Origin of the sequence: Vibrio sp. 10N.239.312.D08 (genome assembly GCF_041466145.1) — a bacterium.
In the GTDB taxonomy this organism is placed as follows: domain Bacteria; phylum Pseudomonadota; class Gammaproteobacteria; order Enterobacterales; family Vibrionaceae; genus Vibrio; species Vibrio crassostreae_C.
On record NZ_JBFSSD010000016.1, the window covers coordinates 72,111 to 92,078 of the forward strand.

The 19,968-nt window shown below is 43.4% G+C and carries 21 protein-coding genes and 1 pseudogene; 8 read left to right on the plus strand and 14 right to left on the minus strand.

All coding sequences use genetic code 11. From position 1 onward, the window contains the following. Nucleotides 1-125 precede the first annotated feature (125 nt). Nucleotides 126-488 (minus strand): RidA family protein, encoded by a 363-nt coding sequence (locus tag AB6D58_RS10865; protein WP_017062654.1) that lies wholly within the window; start codon nucleotides 486-488, stop codon nucleotides 126-128. A gap of 281 nt (nucleotides 489-769) precedes the next feature. Here AB6D58_RS10865 and AB6D58_RS10870 point away from each other — a divergent pair, with 281 nt between their 5' ends. Continuing rightward, complete coding sequence (locus AB6D58_RS10870; RefSeq protein ID WP_017064470.1) at nucleotides 770-1,216, plus strand: DUF417 family protein; 447 nt, start codon at nucleotides 770-772, stop codon at nucleotides 1,214-1,216. Between the two features lie 115 nt (nucleotides 1,217-1,331). Here the strand turns inward: AB6D58_RS10870 and AB6D58_RS10875 are convergent, their stop codons facing one another. The 6 genes and pseudogenes from AB6D58_RS10875 to AB6D58_RS10900 all read right to left on the minus strand — a co-directional run bounded on the left by AB6D58_RS10875 (nucleotide 1,332) and on the right by AB6D58_RS10900 (nucleotide 6,017). Then, nucleotides 1,332-1,850, minus strand: a complete 519-nt coding sequence (locus tag AB6D58_RS10875) for a GNAT family N-acetyltransferase (RefSeq protein ID WP_017062656.1) — start codon at nucleotides 1,848-1,850, stop codon at nucleotides 1,332-1,334. A 69-nt stretch (nucleotides 1,851-1,919) separates the two neighbouring features. Next, entirely contained in the window at nucleotides 1,920-2,384 is a 465-nt protein-coding gene (locus tag AB6D58_RS10880) for an acyltransferase (protein ID WP_372157263.1), read from the minus strand. Between the two features lie 118 nt (nucleotides 2,385-2,502). After that, nucleotides 2,503-2,652: a hypothetical protein gene (locus AB6D58_RS10885; RefSeq protein ID WP_017062658.1), complete on the minus strand. Its 150-nt coding sequence runs from the start codon at nucleotides 2,650-2,652 to the stop codon at nucleotides 2,503-2,505. Nucleotides 2,653-2,746: 94 nt separating this feature from the next. Then, nucleotides 2,747-3,103 carry a hypothetical protein gene (locus tag AB6D58_RS10890; RefSeq protein ID WP_017062659.1) on the minus strand — a complete coding sequence of 119 codons (357 nt, stop codon included), beginning with the start codon at nucleotides 3,101-3,103 and terminating at the stop codon, nucleotides 2,747-2,749. A 213-nt stretch (nucleotides 3,104-3,316) separates the two neighbouring features. Then, nucleotides 3,317-4,563, minus strand: a pseudogene (locus AB6D58_RS10895) (RidA family protein). Nucleotides 4,564-5,132: 569 nt separating this feature from the next. Beyond that, nucleotides 5,133-6,017: an AraC family transcriptional regulator gene (locus tag AB6D58_RS10900; RefSeq protein WP_017067592.1), complete on the minus strand. Its 885-nt coding sequence runs from the start codon at nucleotides 6,015-6,017 to the stop codon at nucleotides 5,133-5,135. Between the two features lie 193 nt (nucleotides 6,018-6,210). On the opposite strand from AB6D58_RS10900, the gene AB6D58_RS10905 reads away from it, so the two are divergent. The 6 genes from AB6D58_RS10905 to AB6D58_RS10930 all read left to right on the plus strand — a co-directional run bounded on the left by AB6D58_RS10905 (nucleotide 6,211) and on the right by AB6D58_RS10930 (nucleotide 12,191). Further along, entirely contained in the window at nucleotides 6,211-7,359 is a 1,149-nt protein-coding gene (locus tag AB6D58_RS10905) for an iron-containing alcohol dehydrogenase (RefSeq protein WP_017062662.1), read from the plus strand. Nucleotides 7,360-7,584: 225 nt separating this feature from the next. Beyond that, nucleotides 7,585-8,331, plus strand: coding sequence for an amino acid ABC transporter ATP-binding protein (locus tag AB6D58_RS10910; protein ID WP_029224268.1), 747 nt, complete (start codon nucleotides 7,585-7,587; stop codon nucleotides 8,329-8,331). Then, nucleotides 8,331-9,128 carry an amino acid ABC transporter permease gene (locus tag AB6D58_RS10915; RefSeq protein ID WP_017062664.1) on the plus strand — a complete coding sequence of 266 codons (798 nt, stop codon included), beginning with the start codon at nucleotides 8,331-8,333 and terminating at the stop codon, nucleotides 9,126-9,128. The genes AB6D58_RS10910 and AB6D58_RS10915 overlap by 1 nt, the downstream gene beginning before the upstream one ends. A gap of 12 nt (nucleotides 9,129-9,140) precedes the next feature. After that, nucleotides 9,141-9,950, plus strand: a complete 810-nt coding sequence (locus AB6D58_RS10920) for a transporter substrate-binding domain-containing protein (RefSeq protein ID WP_017093706.1) — start codon at nucleotides 9,141-9,143, stop codon at nucleotides 9,948-9,950. A 177-nt stretch (nucleotides 9,951-10,127) separates the two neighbouring features. Next, nucleotides 10,128-11,054, plus strand: a complete 927-nt coding sequence (locus AB6D58_RS10925) for an amino acid ABC transporter permease (protein ID WP_372157266.1) — start codon at nucleotides 10,128-10,130, stop codon at nucleotides 11,052-11,054. 192 nt (nucleotides 11,055-11,246) lie between these two features. After that, nucleotides 11,247-12,191, plus strand: a complete 945-nt coding sequence (locus AB6D58_RS10930; protein ID WP_372157268.1) for an ADP-ribosylglycohydrolase family protein — start codon at nucleotides 11,247-11,249, stop codon at nucleotides 12,189-12,191. 63 nt (nucleotides 12,192-12,254) lie between these two features. Here AB6D58_RS10930 and AB6D58_RS10935 read toward each other — a convergent pair whose 3' ends face one another. Next, a complete protein-coding gene (locus AB6D58_RS10935; RefSeq protein WP_372157270.1) occupies nucleotides 12,255-13,136 on the minus strand; it encodes a LysR family transcriptional regulator in 882 nt (293 codons plus the stop codon). A 102-nt stretch (nucleotides 13,137-13,238) separates the two neighbouring features. On the opposite strand from AB6D58_RS10935, the gene AB6D58_RS10940 reads away from it, so the two are divergent. Then, complete coding sequence (locus tag AB6D58_RS10940) at nucleotides 13,239-13,850, plus strand: LysE family translocator (RefSeq protein WP_171733047.1); 612 nt, start codon at nucleotides 13,239-13,241, stop codon at nucleotides 13,848-13,850. 68 nt (nucleotides 13,851-13,918) lie between these two features. Here AB6D58_RS10940 and AB6D58_RS10945 read toward each other — a convergent pair whose 3' ends face one another. The 6 genes from AB6D58_RS10945 to AB6D58_RS10970 form a co-directional block, all read right to left on the minus strand. Further along, complete coding sequence (locus AB6D58_RS10945) at nucleotides 13,919-15,106, minus strand: DUF1501 domain-containing protein (RefSeq protein WP_372150361.1); 1,188 nt, start codon at nucleotides 15,104-15,106, stop codon at nucleotides 13,919-13,921. Nucleotides 15,107-15,114: 8 nt separating this feature from the next. Beyond that, nucleotides 15,115-16,476: a DUF1800 family protein gene (locus AB6D58_RS10950; protein ID WP_372157272.1), complete on the minus strand. Its 1,362-nt coding sequence runs from the start codon at nucleotides 16,474-16,476 to the stop codon at nucleotides 15,115-15,117. 140 nt (nucleotides 16,477-16,616) lie between these two features. Next, the gene (locus AB6D58_RS10955) at nucleotides 16,617-17,048 is read right to left on the minus strand and encodes a GNAT family N-acetyltransferase (protein WP_108100600.1); all 432 of its coding nucleotides are present in this window, start codon (nucleotides 17,046-17,048) and stop codon (nucleotides 16,617-16,619) included. A 93-nt stretch (nucleotides 17,049-17,141) separates the two neighbouring features. Next, complete coding sequence (locus AB6D58_RS10960) at nucleotides 17,142-17,636, minus strand: GNAT family N-acetyltransferase (protein WP_017081498.1); 495 nt, start codon at nucleotides 17,634-17,636, stop codon at nucleotides 17,142-17,144. Between the two features lie 71 nt (nucleotides 17,637-17,707). After that, nucleotides 17,708-18,046 carry a zinc ribbon domain-containing protein YjdM gene (locus tag AB6D58_RS10965; protein WP_004731484.1) on the minus strand — a complete coding sequence of 113 codons (339 nt, stop codon included), beginning with the start codon at nucleotides 18,044-18,046 and terminating at the stop codon, nucleotides 17,708-17,710. A 179-nt stretch (nucleotides 18,047-18,225) separates the two neighbouring features. After that, complete coding sequence (locus AB6D58_RS10970) at nucleotides 18,226-19,389, minus strand: threonine/serine exporter family protein (protein WP_004731486.1); 1,164 nt, start codon at nucleotides 19,387-19,389, stop codon at nucleotides 18,226-18,228. Between the last annotated feature and the right edge of the window lie 579 nt (nucleotides 19,390-19,968).

The window sequence follows — 19,968 nt, forward strand, 5'->3', positions numbered from 1 at the left end:
CTGACCCGATTTAGTTTCGGGTAGCGTAGAACACTAAAAAGCCACTCAAGTGATTCACCTGAGTGGCTTTGTTTTATCTGTTCGTTACTTCTATCTACGAAGCTTATTTCAACCGATAGTTCGGCTTATTGAAACTTTTCACCCGCAGCAACCATAAACGACATCTCAACCAGTAGCTCAGGATTAGCAAGTTCTGCTTTCACGCATGCACGGCTTGGCGCGCAGCCTTCAGGGAACCACGCTTCCCAAACTTCATTGAGTGCATCAAAGTTAGCGAAATCCGTGAGATAAATAGTCACTGACAATACGCGAGATTTGTCGCTGTCTACCAAACTCATCATTTCTTCGGCTTGTTCGAAGATTTGCTGAACCTGACTCTTAATTCCTGCTGTTGTATCCGTCTCTGCCACTTCCACAAAGCTTGCAATACCGTTAAAAACAGTTACATCAGACCAACGTTTGGTCGGGTTAATTCTATGAATTTTCACTGGTTATACTCTTCTTATAATTAGGGTGAACATCAGCGTAATCTAATCCAAATCGCGAATATTGAAAACAAAAATTGGAAAACTCGCGGTACCTTTTGAACAGCACTATCGCTTCCCCATTGCTTTGGTTCTCAACATCACTAGCCTTTAAGCCCCTATCGAGACAATAAGTCGCTACCTATTAAGTTTTTAGATAAATATATTAATTATTATTCTCAATGCGAAATTTAATCTGAACTCTTGCGGTCATATTCAAGGATTTTATTAAATGGAGTACTTTTATGCATGTTCAAACCTATGATTTAAAACAGAGTAATGTGGGATATAACCTTGGAGTGGTTGGAGTAGCATTAGTGCTCGCTTGGATTGGAATTTATAAGTTTACGCCAACTGAAGCGATGCTCATTGAACCGCTAATCGCGAATCATCCTGCAATGAACTGGCTTTACAATCTGTTCTCAGTACAAGCTGTGTCTAACATGGTGGGTGGCGCGGAGATCATCGTCGCGATTGGATTGATCGTTGGATTTAAGAAGCCGACAGTAGCTTTCTACTCAGGCATTGCTGCATCGGCTATCTTTGTTGTGACACTTAGCTTCCTGGTTACAACGCCAAACGCTTGGAAAGTATCGGATGGCATCTTAGTCACTAACTTCTTCCTAGTGAAAGATATCCTGTTTTTGGCTATCGCGATTAGCGTAATCGAACATAACAAACCTCAGAAGTAACCGTAAATCTAGAAGTGGCCAAACCTAGAAGTAACCTTAAACCTTTAAATAAAAAGACTCGAAGCTAGCTAGAAGTACGCTGCCAGCTTCTAATGTATAAGGCACTGATAGTCACCTAGTCAGCTAAAACCTTACGATAAAAATTAGCATCTTGATGTTCTCCTTTAAACACCGCGTAGCTCTCAACATACTCGACCAATTCAAAACCGGTATTGGATAAGATTTTGTTGGAACCGATATTGCCCACTAACGCATAGGCATCAACATATTTAAGGTTGGTCTGTTCCTCCAAATAGAGTAGAAACTGCTTTACTGCGTTAGACGCAATGCCTTTTGAAGCAAAGGAACGACCTACTCGATACCCTAGCTCTCCACTATGGGCGATCTGGTCGATATCGCGGATGTTGATTCTTCCACAGACAGTGCCATTGGCATCTTTGATCAACATAGGAATCATCTCACCATTCTCGTATTCAGTTAGAAAGCTGGTGATTTGCTCGGTCACACCTGCATTTGAATAGAAGCTATCACCCCTAACTGGAATAAATTGCTCAAACCACTCTCGATTTTCGACCTCAAAATCCAAAAGCGCACTCGCGTCATTCGGTTGAAGTAAGTGTAAAAATACATCCATGACAAATACTCTAATGTTTCCCTAAAAAGCCGCACCTTATGATTCATGAACCACGGCTTATTAATACGGTTACGGTAAACCTCTCAATTTCTTGGCTGGGTTACCTGCGTAGATACCTTTTTCGGTGATGTCTTTCGTTACCACACTGCCCGCGCCGATTACTGCACCTTCGCAAATGCTGACAGACAGAACCGTAGCGTTAGAACCGATCGTGACGTTGTCAGCTATCAAGGTACGCCCCCCAACTTTCAGGATTAGGTCTGGCTTGCCCTCATTGAATAAGTCGTTGGCAAACATGACTCCGTGACCAACAAAGCAGTCACTTCCAATGGTCACATACTCACAGATAAAGGTGTGAGATTGAATCTTGCTTCTCGCACCTATCACGGTGTTCTTTTGAATCTCAACAAAGGGGCCAACGAACACATCATCTTTAAGCTCACAGCCATAAACGTTACTTGGCTCGATGATAGTGACATTCTCGCCACAGGTAATATCAGTAATCTGTGAATTTAATACTCTTGGACTTGCCATACTTCACTTCCTCTCGACATTAGCGTCACAATTCAACCTAAGAGATTGTGCCGTAAGCATTAAAGTGCAGCAAATAGATATGTTGAGAGTTGGCAATGGATCAGAAATTCTGCATAAATTAAAACAGTCCCACCAGCACAACTGACAACAGCACCCCACCGATAAAACTTGGGGCGTGGAATGGCTGAGCTTTAGATCTAACGTACTCTTTTTGAAGGTCTTCTTGGTAAGTTTTAACGGCGAGTTCTTTTACGTAGTTATTTTGCATAATAAGCTCCTTCTTAATCAGTAAGAGAAGCTTAAGACTTGAAGTTAGGTTGAGGTAAAGCAAAAAATCAGATTAATTGAACACTTTATTTTTGTTACTCGAGGATTACCCTGAACACATCGTTATTCACGCCGCCAACATCTACTAACTCTCCCGGTTTCATTAGAAGCGAGGTGTTAAGCTGTCGTGTTGAACGTGGCTCTTTTGTTTCTCGAATCACTAACATATCGACAAAATAGCCAGAGTCTTTCTTTGATATTGAGCCAGAAAACGTAACGCTTTCAACCCTATCGGCAAGGACTGAATTGAATGTTTTATCCTCTAAAACACCTGCGGCGATGGATGTATCACCATAAAATAGCGTGATGGTTGTTGGGTCGGGTACCAACTCTTGATTGGACGAACACCCTATTAGGGTAAGGCATAGCAGTAAAATGGCTCGAAATTGCATAAACTGGTTTTCTTTATTACGTTAAGCGTCTGTTTTTCATATTAAAACACTTCAACCTTATAAATACCATGTTTACGGGATAAGCTTAGGTGTGTCGCTTCGATGGACTTGAGTAATGAAGTGAACGGATCAGATCTCGGCCTGTTGAGTTTGCTCCCTATTTGGAAGCTAAACCGAGATCTGATCGATATTATCGAGAAGGGTTCAATTGATTTATGCAACAACGTCTTGTGGAGGTGTCCCTTCACAGTTAGAAACGACAGCATCAATTTGTACTAAAGCATTCATTGGGATTTCTGAAACCCCTACTACCGTTCTTGCAGGCAGCTCAGCATTAAAGAATGTGGTGTAGACTTCGTTTACCACATCAATATCTGAAATATCCTTAAGTTGAATATTAATTTTCACCGTATCGTCCATGCTATGGTCAACGCTTTCAATTATCGCCTTAATATTGTTTAAACATTGTTCCGCTTGTTCTTTTACCCCGCCAGCAACGATTTCATTTGTTTTCGGATCTAAAGGTAATTGGGCTGAAATATGATTGTAGTGAGAGAAAGCAACAGTATGCGAATAAGGCATGAATGGTGCAGAAACAGTATTATTGGTTTCAATAACCAGTAAGCGAGTGTCTTCTGGTAATTGCGGCGGTGTACCGTCGCCATGTGAAATGGATGTATCAATTTGAATTAAAGCACCCATTGGTAATTCAGCTGCGTTAACAACAGTACGAGCAGGAACGTAGCTTGGGAAGAATTTAGCACATACTTCATTTACCACTTCCGCATCTGCGATATTTTTTAGGTAGATAGTCGTTTTAACCACATCATTCATGACATGACCGATACTTTCTAGAATAGCTTTGATGTTTGATAGACATTGTGCTGTTTGCGCTTCGATACCACCATCAACCAACTCACCTGTGGCTACATCTATAGGCAACTGAGCTGAAAGATTGTTGTAGTGAGAAAAGGCTGCAGTCTGCGTAGACACAGCACTTTGAGGTGCATTATCCGTATTTCTTGAGACATTAATTAGCGCGCAAGGAGCTTGTGGTTTAGTGCCTTCACCGTTAGAAATGAGAGCATCCATTTGAACCAGCGCATCGCTGCTTGGCAGTGCAGTGACACCCACGACAGTGCGTGTTGGAAGGCTGTTGTGGAAGAAGTTTTTGTAAACTTCATCAATAGCATCGATATCAGAAATATTCTTAACGAAAACATTAATCTTCACGACATCATCCATAACATGGTCGATGCTTTCAACAATCGCTTTAATATTATTCAAACATTGTGCTGCTTGATCTTTAATATCACCGATGACTATTTCACCCGTTTTAGGGTCAATCGGAAGTTGAGCAGAAAGTTATTATAATGAGAAAAAGCGACCGTTTGTGTAGATACAGAATTAATTGGTGCGTTTTCAGTGTTTCTTGAAATTTTAATGATATCGCTACTCATCGGTATTATCCTTTAAATAAAATAGGTATACGTATTTATATTTAACAATCGTATTTGGAAGAATGATTAAAGTAGCGCCATGTTAAGTGAATTATTTTAGAGTAAACGTGATACCCGTCAGACTCTAAGGTGACTATAAATCAGCAAGTTACAGAATAATTAGTCATCACACGACTAAATATCCGTCACATTTGGCTTTATCAACTGCTAAATTCTCTTTAATTTTTAAACTATTCAATAACCCTGAATACTCTCTCTGATAGTACGGTGAGTAATTCCAGAATTTTAGATAATATTTGATAGGTTGTTCACACTAAAACTTCGTTAATAGCTAAGTTAGTGAGTTTCTCCCCTATACCTGTGCATAGACTCTTAGGCTATTTAATTAATTATTTTCGAGAGCTTATTTTATATAAGTACGTTAATAATATATTCGAGAATCAAATACCTACAATCTGACAATGCCTATGATTAGATACATTTACTCATATAATTCAACAAATATGAGCAATCGTCACCATAGCTTTTGGCATTATAGCTCTCAACACATAGTTTCGTTGAAAGAAGAACTAAACCGCTCTTGGAGTAGTATTGAAGTGGCGCTTAAATTCGCGGCTAAATTGAGATGGGCTGGAGTAACCGACTCGACGTGCAGCATCACTAATACGAAGGCCTTCTAGTTGAATCAGCTCTTTGGCTTTATTAAGTCTAACCTTTTTCAAGTATTGAAGAGGTGATTCAAAGGTGACATTACGGAATGCATTGTGGAAGGCAGACACGCTCATGTTGGCTTCGTCAGCGAGCGATTGAACAGTGATGGTTTGGTCGTATTCTTCATGCACTTTAGACAGCGCTTTAGCGACACGTGCGTAATGGCCATCATGATGAGCTAAATCAAACAGCACACGCCCTTCTGAACCGGTTAATGCGCGGTAGACAATCTCCGTTACCATGGCATCGCCCAATATATTGGCTTCAATGTCGCAATGCAGCGTTTTCACCAATCGGGTAAAGCTCTCTAGCATTTGCTCTTCCATCGGCGTCGATTCTAAGCCACTCGAGTTCTGTTTATGCTTGTTGCAGTAGCTCTCTAGAAAGCCTTGGTCTTCGAGCTTTTTGACTAAGCTATGCAAACGTTGAGAATCAATGCTTATCGACAAACCAAGCAATGGTTCGCCATTAACAGGCAAGGCTTCGCACTCTAACGGCATTGGCACACCCACCACAAGATAATCACCTGCAGCGTAAGTCACTGGCCTTTCGCCAATGTAGATGTTCTTTTTGCCCTGTCCGAGCATGATAATGCCAGACTGGTAAGTAAATGGCTGACGCTGATTCCCGCCACTGCTTCGATACAACCACACACCGCTAATTTCAGTTTCTCTGATCCCTTCAAGGTCATCCCAACCTTTGTGTTCAACATAAGACTGTAATAACTGAGCGAGTGTTTTCATAAGTGGCGACTTTCCATTCTAAGTGCTAAGAGTAAGTAAGCTAAAGCAGAGGAAGAATATCAAGTTTGTAGAAATAGGCAATTTATTTGGAGGAACAGCTCTTCATTGACCTAGATTACTGTACTAATATGCAAATATAGAAATTGAGCAATAAACCAAAATAACAAATTTCGCTTTACACAAGGAATCTCTGATGCAATTTACTTACGTTAACCCTACTGTTATCCATTTCGGCCAAGGCCAAATCAACGCTATCAGCCAAGCGGTTGATACTTCGAAGAAAGTACTGGTCATCTATGGTGGCGGTTCAATCAAGAGCAACGGTGTTTACGACCAAGTTGTAGAATCTTTGAAAGATCACTCTTGGATCGAGTTCTCTGGCGTTGAAGCAAACCCTACCAAAGAGACGCTAGACAAAGCAGTCGCTCTTGTTAAAGAAGAAAACGTAGAATTCATTATCGCTGTTGGCGGTGGTTCAGTAATCGACGGCTCTAAGTACGTTGCTGCAGCGGCTAAATATGACGGCGACGGTTGGGACATCCTAACGGGCAAACACCAAGTAACTGAAGCGACGCCAATCGGTGCGGTACTGACACTTCCTGCGACAGGTTCTGAATCTAACATGGGTGCGGTAATCACGCGTAAAGCAACTCAAGAAAAACTGGCATTCATGAACCCTGCGGTGCAGCCTAAGTTTGCAGTAATGGACCCAGATGTAATGAAGTCTCTACCTGAGCGCCAATTGATCAACGGTTTAGTTGATGCGTGGGTACACGTGTGTGAGCAATACATCACGATGCCAACAGACGCGATGGTTCAAGACGGTTACGCGGAAACACTGCTTAAGAACCTACTTGTACTGGGTAAGCAATACGACGAGCGTGACAACGACGCATGGCGTGCAAACCTAATGTGGACAGCAAACCAAGCGCTTAACGGCCTAATTGGTACGGGTGTTCCTCAAGATTGGGCAACTCACATGATTGGCCACGAATTCACAGCACTATGGCACGTAGACCACGCACGTTCGCTTGCGATTGTTCAACCTTCACTACTTCGTAACCAAATCGAAGCAAAACGTGGCAAGCTAGAGCAAATGGGTCGTAACGTATTTGGCCTAGAAGCGGGTGCTGATTTAGCAGAACGCACAATCGCTGCAATCGAAGCGTTCTACCACAGCCTAGACGTAGCAACCATGTTTGACGGCTACGAAACAAACAAAGCAACGGCGATTGACAATGTTGTCGCTCAACTTGAATCACACGGCTACCTACAACTTGGTGAGAATCAAGCAATCACGCCAGAGAAAACACGTGAGATTCTAGAGTCTGCGATTCACTAAGAATCGGGAAAATAGAGAGAAAGTAAAGATAGTGGTCATACAACGATGAATTTTCACATCTGACTGAACCCATTACTTTTTTCTTTCGTACAACAGAAGCAGCGTTCATTTTGAGCGCTGCTTTTTAATTTGCCCTACAAGATGCTATTAAATTCTCATAAGTCCCTAATTTTATGTGCAATCATATTTCTATATTGTTAAGGTAAACCTGTCTCTTTACTAGGTATGAACAACGATTTGAACAATCTCAAGGAAATGGTTAAGTTTAAGTCACTTAACAAGTGGTATGGTGATTTTCATGCCCTAAAGGGTATCGATTTAAATATTGAACAAGGAGAGATAGTGGTGATTTGCGGGCCGTCTGGTTCGGGTAAATCAACATTGATCCGTTGTATCAATCAGCTAGAACCTTTCGAAAGTGGCGAACTTTCCGTGCTAGAACAAGTACTCCCGAGTAAGTTCAACACACCGGGCCAAGTCGGAATGGTGTTTCAGCACTTTCATTTATTCCCCCATCTTACCGTGCTTGAGAACCTTACTCTTTCTCCAATTCGTACGCTTAAAAAAAGCAAACAAGAAGCCGAAAAGATAGCAATGCACTATCTCGAGCGTGTGCACATTGCAGAACAAGCCAACAAATACCCAGTGCAACTTTCTGGCGGCCAGCAACAACGTGTGGCTATCGCCCGTTCTCTGTGTATGAAGCCGGAATTACTCTTGTTCGATGAACCCACTTCAGCGCTTGATCCGGAGATGATCAACGAAGTACTCGATGTGATGGTTGAACTGGCGAGCGAAGGCATCACCATGGTGTGTGTCACCCACGAAATGGGCTTTGCAAAACAAGTGGCCGACCGCGTTATCTTCATGGATGAAGGACAAATTGTGGAATCGAATACCCCACAAGCGCTCTTTGAAAACCCTCAACATGAACGTACTCAAGCGTTCCTAAATCAGATCCTGACTTATTGATGTTGATTCGAATTATTAAACCAGCCCTTTCCGCTCTAATACAAATTGTTGTACTAGTGGCCGCTGTTGTCTGGATTCTCGATTCTGGCGCACAAACCATGGGATACAGCTGGCAATGGGAGCGCGTGCCGGACTATATTGCTTTCTATGAAGATGGCGAATGGTGGCCTGCAGAGTTAGTTGAAGGGCTACTGGTTACCATCAATATCTCTCTGATTTCTTTGGTCGCGACACTGATCATCGGCTTAACGACGGCGCTATTGAGAAACTCAAATTCTGTGGTTGGACGCACCTTGGCCACCAGCTATGTTGAGTTGATTCGTAACACGCCGTTATTAGTACAAATTTATTTGCTCTATTTTGTGTTTGGCCCCGTGTTAGGGCTGGATCGTTTTAGCACTGCCGTTTTGGCCTTGGCACTTTTCCAAGGTGCTTACACCGCCGAAATCTTCCGTGCTGGTTTAAATGGTATTGCGAGAGGACAATTTGAAGCAGCTCAATCTTTGGGTTTATCAAAGACCTATACTTACTGGGATGTGATTCTTCCTCAGGTGGTGCAACGCACCTTGCCACCTTTGACTAATGAAGTGATCTCTCTTATCAAAAACTCTTCGATTGTGAGTGTCATGGCTATCTTTGACCTAACAACCGAAGCCAGAAACATAGTTTCTGAAACCGCGATGCCATTTGAGATTTGGTTCTCTGTGGCGATCATTTACCTTGCACTTACACTTTCACTTTCTGCCGTTGCAGCTTGGCTTGAGCATAAGCTCGGAGCTAACTGGCGAACACAATAAGGATTTATCAGCATGAAGCTATTTAAAACCGCAATTACAGCCCTACTTGCGCTTGCCGTAAGTTTGCCTGCACTTGCTTCTGAAACGCCTAACCTAGACAAAATAAACGAACGTGGCTCTCTACGCGTTGGTATGTCGACATTTGTTCCTTGGGCGATGCGTAACAAACAAGGCGATCTTGTTGGCTTTGAAATCGATGTGGCAAAACGCCTTGCCGAAGATTCAGGTTGGAAAGTCGAATTTGTACCTACGGCATGGGACGGCATTATCCCTTCTCTATTATCGAAGAAGTTTGATGTGATCATCGGCGGTATGTCTATTACTGAAGCGCGAGCTAAAAGCGTGCTGTTCACTGAACCATACTCTCACTCTGGTGTTCAACTGGCGGCTAATAAAGAGCTAGCGGAAGGTTTTACTCAAATCTCTGATTTTGATTCTCGCCGCGTGAAAATTGCTGCTCGTCGTGGTGCGTTCACAGTTCAAGTGGCTCGTGAAACCTTCCCTAAAGCGAAAGTTCTACAGTTCGATGACGATGCTCAAGCATTCCAAGAAGTACTAAACGGCAACGCACACGCGGTTATCGCGTCTAGCCCGAAACCAGAACACGAAGCGATTAAAAACGCAGACACGCTATTTATTCCATTCGAAGAGCGTCTATCCAAAGGTAATGAAGCATTTGCAGTTCGCCTAGGTGAAACTGACAAGGCAGAATTCTTCAACGAATGGATCAAAGCACGTACTGAAGACGGTTGGTTGAAAGAGCGTTACGAATACTGGTTCTCTACTCTGGATTGGCAAGATCAGATTGCTCAAGGTCAGTAATCTGAAGTTGAGCTCACTTTTTAATATGAGCTAATCTGTCGAATCTGAATCAAGGCAGTGCACTGTTTGCACTGCCTTCTCATCGACGATTTAAGTAGCCTTTTTAAGTAGCTTTATTTGATTCGTTTTAAATCCAAGCAACAACCCAATAATAATTAATGTTTAAACAGGAATGACGTGAGTAGTACTAGCGCATTAACAACACCTAAGCCCAACGTTCATATGAAGCCTTGGTATCAACGCCTTACTCTTTTAGATGGCGTGTTACTCGCCGTTATTTGTGTGTTTGCAGGCTGGCTTTATTATCGTTCCGCTGTTGGTATTAACTACCAGTGGCGCTGGGAAGATGCGTTTACCCTGATTTTCATTCCGCCTTCTCAAGGCAATATTCCTTACTTTTTCCAAGGCTTGATCGCGACACTGCGCTTGAGTGTTTGGAGTATGGTGTTAGCACTCTCTTTTGGCACATTACTTGGCGTTGCTAGGCACTCTAAAATTGCTTTCTTTCGTACGCCTGCACTGATTTTTATCCAACTGGTTCGAAATATTCCACCACTGGTTTTTGTCTTCATATTCTATTTCTTCGTTTCTAACCAACTGATTCCATTACTTGGTTTAGAAAGTATCTTACGTGAACACAACGGCGAGATTAACGCTGTTCAAGCCTTTCTGTTTGGTCCTGCTAACCTTTGGGAAAACTTGGCGTCTGGTGTTATCTGTATTGGTTTGCTCTCTTCGGCTTACATCGCAGAAGTGATTCGAGCTGGCTTAGAAAGTATTCCTAAAGGGCAATGGGAAGCGGCCGATTCACTCGGCTTATCGGCGTTGTCTAAGTATCGATTTGTGGTTGGCCCGCAAGTATTAACGGCCATCACACCGCCATTGGCTGGCCAAGCAATCTCTTTGGTTAAAGACACGTCGATTGTGTCTCTGATTTCTATCCAAGAGATGACTTTCGTTGGTACTGAAATGGCAAACTCGTCAGGTTTGATCTTCGAGATCTGGCTGATTGTAGGCTTCGTATATTTTGCTTTATGCTTTGTGCTTTCGCGTCTGTTCAAAGTGATTGAGCAACGTTCTAGTGCTTACCTTAACCATCAGTAACGTCATTAATAAGAAGTACCGACTCGCCCAGCTATTCATCACCCTTACCCATTTTACCTTATTGGTTTAAGTTATTGATCAGTCAGGATTTATTTCTTCATATTTCTTCTTAGAAACACAGCAAAATGCTCGGCTAATCACTATACTTAACGTATCGAACTACGTTGATTCATCTCAAGGACATCGCTCAACATGGACAATCATAAAGAAAGAGCTTTTTACGCCGTTGTCGGCGCATTAGTTGGAGACGCTGCTTCAATGGGGCTGCACTGGCTATATGACCAAGAGAGGATCTTACACGTAGCAGGTTTTGAGCCAGAATTTCGCTCACCGAATCAGTTCGATTATCAAGACAAGGGCTACTTTGCTCACCAAGGAAAAACCGCAGGTGAACAATCACAGTATGGTGCTCAGCTATTGGCGATGGTCGACAGTTTAGTCGACAACCAACAGTACGATGAAGCGAGCTACATCAAGCACTTCCGATTCTGGTTTGATTTTGGTGGTAGTTGGCGAGGCTATATTGATAAAGCGACTCGTATGAGCTTGTTGAACATCCATCAATTAGAATTGGCAAACGCCCCGATTACTGCCTGTGGTGCGGATGATACACAGCTCCCCACAGTCTCAAAGATCATTCCATTAATCGCATGTACTTATACTTCTCACACCTTACCAGCAATGGTAGAGAGTGCGGTACGAGTGACCAACAACAACGACAAAGCCGTGGAATGGGCACAAGCCATCACCTTATTGGTTCAAGCGGCAATTCAAGGCAACTCTCCACTGCAATCGGTAGAAATGGTGCGACAAACTTGTAGCAAGTTCATACACGATCAAATCGACGAAGCACTGGCTGATCCTGAGATTTCGATTACAGATGCCGCGAAGAAGTTCGGGTTGCATTGCGAATTGAGTGCCGCGTTCCCGCTGCTGATTCGCATCATTGCTGGCGCTCAAAGCTTTAAACAAGGTATCCGCGACAACATTTTATGTGGGGGCGATAGCTGCGGGCGTGCAATTGTAATTGGCGCGGTATTAGCGGCGTGTTTCTACGAGGAAGATGGAGGCATTCCAACCGAATGGCTAAAACAAGTCGAACTCAATGGCGGTGTGCTGTCTTTGCCTATTGAGTGATTTCCACAACAACGAACTAGAGCCTGACATAAGACAAGCACACTTCTAGGTCGGATGTCGTTCCTATAAAGTTGGAACACACTGCGATAACTCATTCTTCAGCCAAACAACAAACGGGCTTTCTGGCTCTTCATGGTTGCTATCTTGCGTGAGCAATATGTACTGGTGACCAGAAGGTACGAAGCCAAACGGCGCGATCAAGTTACCTCTTTCAAGATCGTCGGCGACAAGTGGATAAGACCCAAGCGCTATGCCTAACCCATCGACAGCCGCCTGAAAGCAAAAGTAGAAGTGTGCAAATGTTTGGTTCGCTCGAGCTTTTGACCACTCTCCACCATTAACTTTATCTATAGTGATAGCACCCCAATGACTCCAAGCATCTGGCCGTGTACTGCTGTGCAGTAATTTCACATCATCTAAGTTATCTTTTACCTGCTGCCAATAACCCGGGGAACACACAGGGCCTACCCACTCTTCAACTAGCGGTATCTGTTCGTAACGCTCGGTTAATTTAAAGTCATCTCGGCGAATCGCCATATCGAGCCCTGTCGCATTCAAGTTCACAGGCCCACCAGCAGTCGACAATCGAACATCAATTCCGGATTCGTTATAGAAATCACCGAGTCGAGGCATTAACCAACGCATGGTCAATGTGGGTTCGCATGAAACTTCCAACGCTTGATGATTCAGCTGATTAAGCTTATGGACTCCAGTCTCCAAGGCTTGGAACGCTTGCTCTGTGTAACCTTTGAGTAATTCCCCTTCTTTGGTGAGACACACATTCCTGCCCTGTTTGTAGAACAAAACTTGGGATAAGTGATTTTCCAATACCTTGATCTGCTTACTCACTGCGCCATGTGTGATATTGAGTTTATCCGCCGCATCACTGTAACTGCTCGAATGCGCTGCTACGTGGAAAATATGAAATGCTTTCAAATGTCTCATGTGTGATTTTTTCTCACAGATAGATGGAATTCATTTCGATTATAGGCAGCAATAAAAAACCATACAATGCTCGCTCATCAAATATAAAGAGTTGGAGTCATTATGGAGTGGTTAAGCCTAGCAGTATTGGGACTATTGATTGTTATTAGTCCAGGCGCTGATTTCGTTTTAGTTTTGAAAAACAGTGTCAATCAAGGAAGACAAGCAGGGATTTGGACTGCAATCGGTGTGAGTTTAGCGATTTGTGTTCACATCAGTTATTCAATGCTTGGGATCAGTTACTTAATCTCACAGAATGAGCAGCTGTTTGACATGATTAGATACGCAGGTGCAGCCTACCTTATTTATCTAGGACTAAAAGGTATCTTGAGTGCAGACAACAAGCTTGCACCTATCGAAGATACAAAGCAAAGCACCAGTGTTTGGCGCTATTTAGCCCAAGGCTTTTTATGTAACGTGCTCAACCCAAAAACCATGTTGTTCTTTTTGAGCATCTTCAGCCAAGTCATCTCACCTGATGCAGAAAACCAGCATGTCGCACTCGGCTATGGGCTTTATATGATTTTTCTTCACGGCTTGTGGTTTGGGATTGTCGCTATGCTGTTTACTTCGAGTACATTGCAAAAGCATCTATTGAGAGCAAAGAAAAGGCTTAATCAAGCGTGTGGATTTGGCTTAGTGACGTTCGGAGCACTGTTGGCAATTAAATCGTAAACAAGCGAGTCAGAAATAGAATGCGATTCAAACGACTGAATCGCATCTAACAGGGTCTTGGTAAATCTCTAAACAAGATTCATCGGTCTAATATCGGCACTATCAGGGAAGATAATGTTGAGTTGTTTCACTTCTACCGATAAATGTTGGTAGAGCACGCCCTTGATAACCGAGCGCATATCAGTCGTTGGATTAAGGTCTCGGCCCTCATATAGCTGGCTTTGGCTCAAGCCCGGCCAATTGGCAATAACCTTACCCCCCACTCCTTTCAATGATGGCAGCGCACCACCCGCAACAAACATGACGTTGCCAGTGCCGTGGTCGGTGCCTTTGGTGCCGTTTTCTTTTGCTGTTCGACCAAATTCACTGGCTGCAATGATCACTGTCTTCTGCCAACGATCACCTAGTGAAGCCTTGAGAGCCGCTAACCCACCATCCAAAGTTTTAAGTTGATTACTCAACCGTCCATTTACGTTGCCTTGATTGGCGTGAGTGTCCCATCCACCCAATTCTAACGCTGCGATGTTTGGTCCGTTATCAGCCGATAATATGTCGCCTGTTTTACCCATCAATGATTTAAACTGTTTGCCGACACCTTGGTCTCCCACCAGTTGATCTATCTTCATGACACTTTCAAAGTTTGAAGACAGCATTTGGTCACTTTGAAACAACTCTTCCAGCAATTCCGTTTGTTTATCGCGTGTTTTTAAGCGGTTTGGGTACCAACTTGCCACGGTCGATTCGCCCTGCATGATGAGTGGTAAGCCCGAATCAATCGCAATTCCATCGTATTTTTCTGAGCTCAACGTGAGTAAACGGTTAATCCACCCTACGGTGTTAAACGGGTCGGAAGTACCATTCTCTAATATCTTCTGTCCATCAAAATGTGAACGCTCACGATAAGCGGTTGAACAAGCGTGTACAAAGCTGAGTTCGTTACTCTCATACCATTGATGGCACTGCTTTAGAGATGGATGAAGCCCAAAGAAATCATCCAACTTCACTAGCTGTTCAGGTTTTAATCCGATGTTGGGTCTCAAATTAGAGTAATCCGGATCGGCATGCGGCACTACAACATTTAAACCATCCATCGCGCCACGCAGTGATACCCAAATGAAGATATTGTCTGAACCTGTTTTGGCAAAGCTTGGAAATGGCAGCATCGCACTGACGCCAACAGCCGCCGCAATACCCATGAACTGGCGGCGGTTAATACTATGTGGCGCTTTATTCTGAGAACAATCTGACTTTTTCATACCCACTCCTAACGATATTGAAACTGCGGACTTAGCCACAACAGTGAAAGTTGCATTGCAGCGCTGTCGGCTTTGTTCAATACAATTTGGGTGTGTTCATCAATAGCATCGCCATATAAACCCGCGATCACTTTATCCACTACCGCTTTCGGCTTAACTCCTGACGCTTTAGCCGATTTTATTGCAGCAGACGCAAGCCTATTCGCAACTTGCATACGTTGAGTCAACGCCGAAGGGCTATTGTAGTCTCTGTCTTGATCCGACCAGCCTGCAGGTGAACCCGGTTTAAAAGGAGGCTGCCCTAAATTGTTGAGTGCATTGAATGCCTGTTTCTCGTTTAAAGAAATATCGGCACTACGAAGAACGGCAAACAGCCACTCCTTCGGCGGTCTAAAACGATTAGGGTTAGGTTTACTCGCCTCAGCACTGTTCAATAACAAGCGATAAACAGGCAGTAAATTCCCCTCGCCTCTCAGATATTCAGCAACCATTTGCTCTGAGAGTTCTTTAGGTATGTCGCCAATGAAATGCTGGCACAGCTTACCAACCAAGTACGCAGCAGTGTCTTTGTGGGTCGCTAAGGTTTTTAAACACGACTCTCCTTGCGAGACGCCGGATTGAGAATAAGCCTTTCCAAGCAGTGTGATACTTCCTGGCTCATGCAGGTTATTAGCAAATCGAAACCCAGCATCAGGAGATTTGAATTTAATGCCCCAGCCTGAAATCGCTTTTGCTAAGGCAATGACGTCTTGCTGAGTGTAAGAACCGTCAACGCCAAGAGTGTGGAGTTCTAAGATCTCACGAGCGAGGTTCTCATTGAGCCCCTTATTACGGCGCATTCCGACTTTTGAATTGGGACCAATCGAGAGTTGATTGTCGAGATACAGAAGCATCGCAGGATGTTTAGAAGAAGCCATCAGCATCTCGCCAAAGTTACCATTCCAATGCTGGCGAACCACATCGTTTTCAATGCTGGCGGCCAAGGGCATCAGTTTTCGATTATCGACCGAGATGGCGAAGTGATTGCTCCAAAACTGAATGATGCGCTCTTGAAAACCATAAGGAGTTTCAACACTTTGTAGGTGGCGAGCTTGAGCTTGTTGTCGATACTGCGTTCGAAGAAAAGACTGCGCTTCTTTCTTCGTGGCTTGCATCTGTTGTTCGTCACCCTTGGCCTTCATTCGTTGTACACGATTCTCTCCTACTTTAATCAGAGTAGATTCAGTACTCGGTAAGTCTTGTATAGCTTGGTGAACGAATGGCTTTTTATCCAACTGTTCTACAGGAGAATAATAGGTTGTTTGACCTAGTTTTGGCCCAAAGCCAAACCTTTGTTCACCCACGATTTTTGAAGTCGGGTAATAATTCATTGCACACTCCCTTACGCTCGATCTTTTCTAAGTGTAATCGCTTAGTCATCAAGCATAGGGAGCTTTACAAGGTTTTACGTTAGATGGGTGTCAGGTGCCTATCAAGTTACAGACACGGTGTGATCATTTTAAATGTATATCTACTTGCGCCACATATACACAAACTGATCGTTTTGCGAGGTGATTTCAAAACCAAATCGGAGATACAACTCCCCAACTCGATTACCTTGTAAATAACACAACTCCACAGGCTTATTGAGTTTGGCTGCTTGAGCTAAGCAATCCGTTAAAACTTGGCTGCCAATACCTTTGCCATGATATTCAGGCAGTAGAAAGAATCGGCAAAAATAGAAGTGCTCGCCTTTGTCTTGCAACAACACACTACCAATCGCTTTACCTTGATATTCAATGATTTCAGGGCGTTCTTCTGCCCACTCTTCGGCGTGTATATCTCGTTGAATTTGTTCATCCCAGCCAAATACGGCCTTGATTGGTTCAAACTCAGCGGCCTTCTTAAGCTCGAACAGAAATTCATAATCTGATGACTGAGCAGGTCTTGTTGAATACTTCAAAATACCTCCAACAATAATTGGCTATGGCTTCATTTTCGTTTAAACCGGGACATAGTAACCCCGATCAAACCAAAAGATGCCACGCTTAAATGTTCATTTTGGTTCTAGTTGGTAACGTAAGACTTCGTGTTTATCTTGCTCTGAATAAAAGGTACTCAGGAATTGTCCACCGCACTTCTCAATGACCTTTTGCGAAGCTATATTGCCCCTCTCACACGTAATAATAGCGCTTTCGGACAATACGTACCGTTGAACCCAAGACAACATATGACTTGCGATACCCCGCCCTCTCGCTTGTGGCAAAGTCTCGTAGCCGATATGTCCGATGACATCGTGAATGTACGGACTGGTGCCATGACGAACTCTTATCACTCCAAGAATACGTCCAGACTCGAAACAAAAATAAGTAGAAGCAGGCGTCCACCCTTCTGGCAAACCCCCACCTTTTGAATAAGCAATTCGTCTTTCTAAATAGGCATCACTGCCATCAGAAATGCCCGTGTAAATATCTAACCCATCTTCAACACAGGCGTTCACATAGTGATGAAAGGCAGTTGAATGCGAAAGAGCAGCTTTAACCATGTCCATATGATGTTAATTCTCCGCCGGTTTTACGCTATTTAGTTCAGTAACAACTCGCAATTTTGACCGATTATCGACTATTGCTTCTTAACGTACTTCGCCGTAACCAACATTTCACCGCCACCATCCAACTTGCAATCTAGCTGGTGATCTTTGCCTTCGTTGATGCGTCGAATCACGGCTTTAGTGCCGATTTTCAGTACGCTAGAACTGCCTTTAATTTTTAGATCTTTAATGAAGGTAACTTTATCGCCACTTTCCAATACAACGCCATTCACGTCCTTAACACGCGCGGCTTCTCTTTCTAAACGCTCTTCTTCTGGGTTCCATTCGTAGGCGCACTCAGGGCAGATTAGGTTGTTTTGGTCTGGGTAAACATATTCAGATTGGCATTGCGGGCAAGGAGGTAGAGACATACGTTAATACTTAATTTAAATAGAATTTGTTCCATTTTAATGGCTCTTGTCAGGCTTAGCGAGCATAAATCTAACAAGTTTTACGGAGAGCTAATTGTCTTCAAAAAAGAGCAGCACCTAAAACGAACAAACACAGCCGCTAAGCTGTGTTTGTTTAAAGGTTTGAAAAGCGGAACGGCTTAACGTTCGACTTTTGGTGAGTAAATCGAGTAAGCGGTAATTTGCCCTGCCACGATTGCCGAGAACATGAATAACGCCGATAAACCAATACTCGGGATAGGCAAAATCGATTGTTCAAACACCGACTGGCTGGCACTCACTAATACTCGGCTACCCGGAACCAAGATGATGATCCCTTGCACGATATAAATAGAACCCGTGAGCTCCATCTTCTTGGCAATCCAAGTTCCGTACAAAGTAATAAGAACCGTCGTCACCCAAGTGCCGACAACCCAACCACTATCAAAACCTAGATAGAATGGGCCCCACATACCGAGAACGGCAACTGGCAAACCAAGTAAGATGTCTTTAGGGCGAGCATTGAACATCACACCGATAGACACAGAGATCAGCACCAAGCCAGATATGTGCATCCACATCGGTACCGCGTTGGTATAGTCGATGGAGACCGCTTGTCCCCATATCGCTTCACCGATGTTGAGCCCCATGATAATCCCGACAAACAGCTTAATCAGGGTTAAGGCGCTCTGCCCTAGCAAGCTGGTACCAGAAACCAAGTCATTAAACGCCAAACATTCTAATGCGTTAGCTATGGATAACCCGGGGACAAACAAGACAATCGAGGCGATACACAACGCCCACACCGGAATCGGCAACCCTGTGCTCGCCAGAAACGCCACGAAGATACCGGTTAGCAGTGCCGAGATGAACTCAACCGCGATAGCACGACGTGAATGAAGAACTTGCTGACATACCCACACCATCAAACCCAATAACGCAGAAAAGCCCACCGCTTCCAACGTACTGCCCACCAGCATCAAATAAGCAGGCGGAATACCCATATTGGCAAGTGCAGTCACAAATTTTGAGTAACCGACAGGTTCTGGTACAGGCTCACTGCTTGGCTGGTTAATACGAATGATCGTATTGGCCAACAAACTCAGGTTAATTGACGCAGGCTTTAGACGCTTAAGAATAACGGCGTTGTTATCGTCTGGAAATTGATAGTTAATCGCAGTTGGCGTTGCTTGGATCATCACATCCACACCATGCTTTTTTGCATAGAATTGAGTGTATTTCTCTAGCTTGTAAGGAGCACAACCACTGCGGTGAAGAGTGTCACCAATTTCAACAATTTTGTTAATTCGGAACTGAGAAGGCATGGGAATTTTAGGGGAGACAAAATGTGCGGCAAATGTACCAAACGATAGACGGAATGACGAGACTTTTGCGTGAATTATCAACTGAACTCGTTACTTTTTTCTGCAAAGGCTTATAAGTGCCTATAACTCTAGTCATTTGGGATTAGTTTACTGAATATTTTGACAAATTAATAAGTTAAATTTATGCATTCAGATTGTTATTAACGAAATCCAAAACACGAATAAAAACCAGGTTTATGTTAACACTCCAAATTCCTTAATTTTCATGAGATTTATGACTGCCAAGCACCATTAAAACAGGTTTATAAATTAATGTAGATTTATCGCAAAAAGCAGCATGACATTTACTATTATTTCTCACCTTCCTTTTACGAGATTTTAGTCACATTTTATTCACTCTGAAAACGCCGAACATGATGGAAAAACTAGCGGAGTGGTGGTTATGCGAGCACTTAGAATAAAAATGAAAGAAAAAGGTTTCGTTTTCAGTTAGATGTGGCATTATCAAACTCGTTAAGACGATGTGCGTGCATCGTATAATGGCTATTACCTCAGCCTTCCAAGCTGATGATGCGGGTT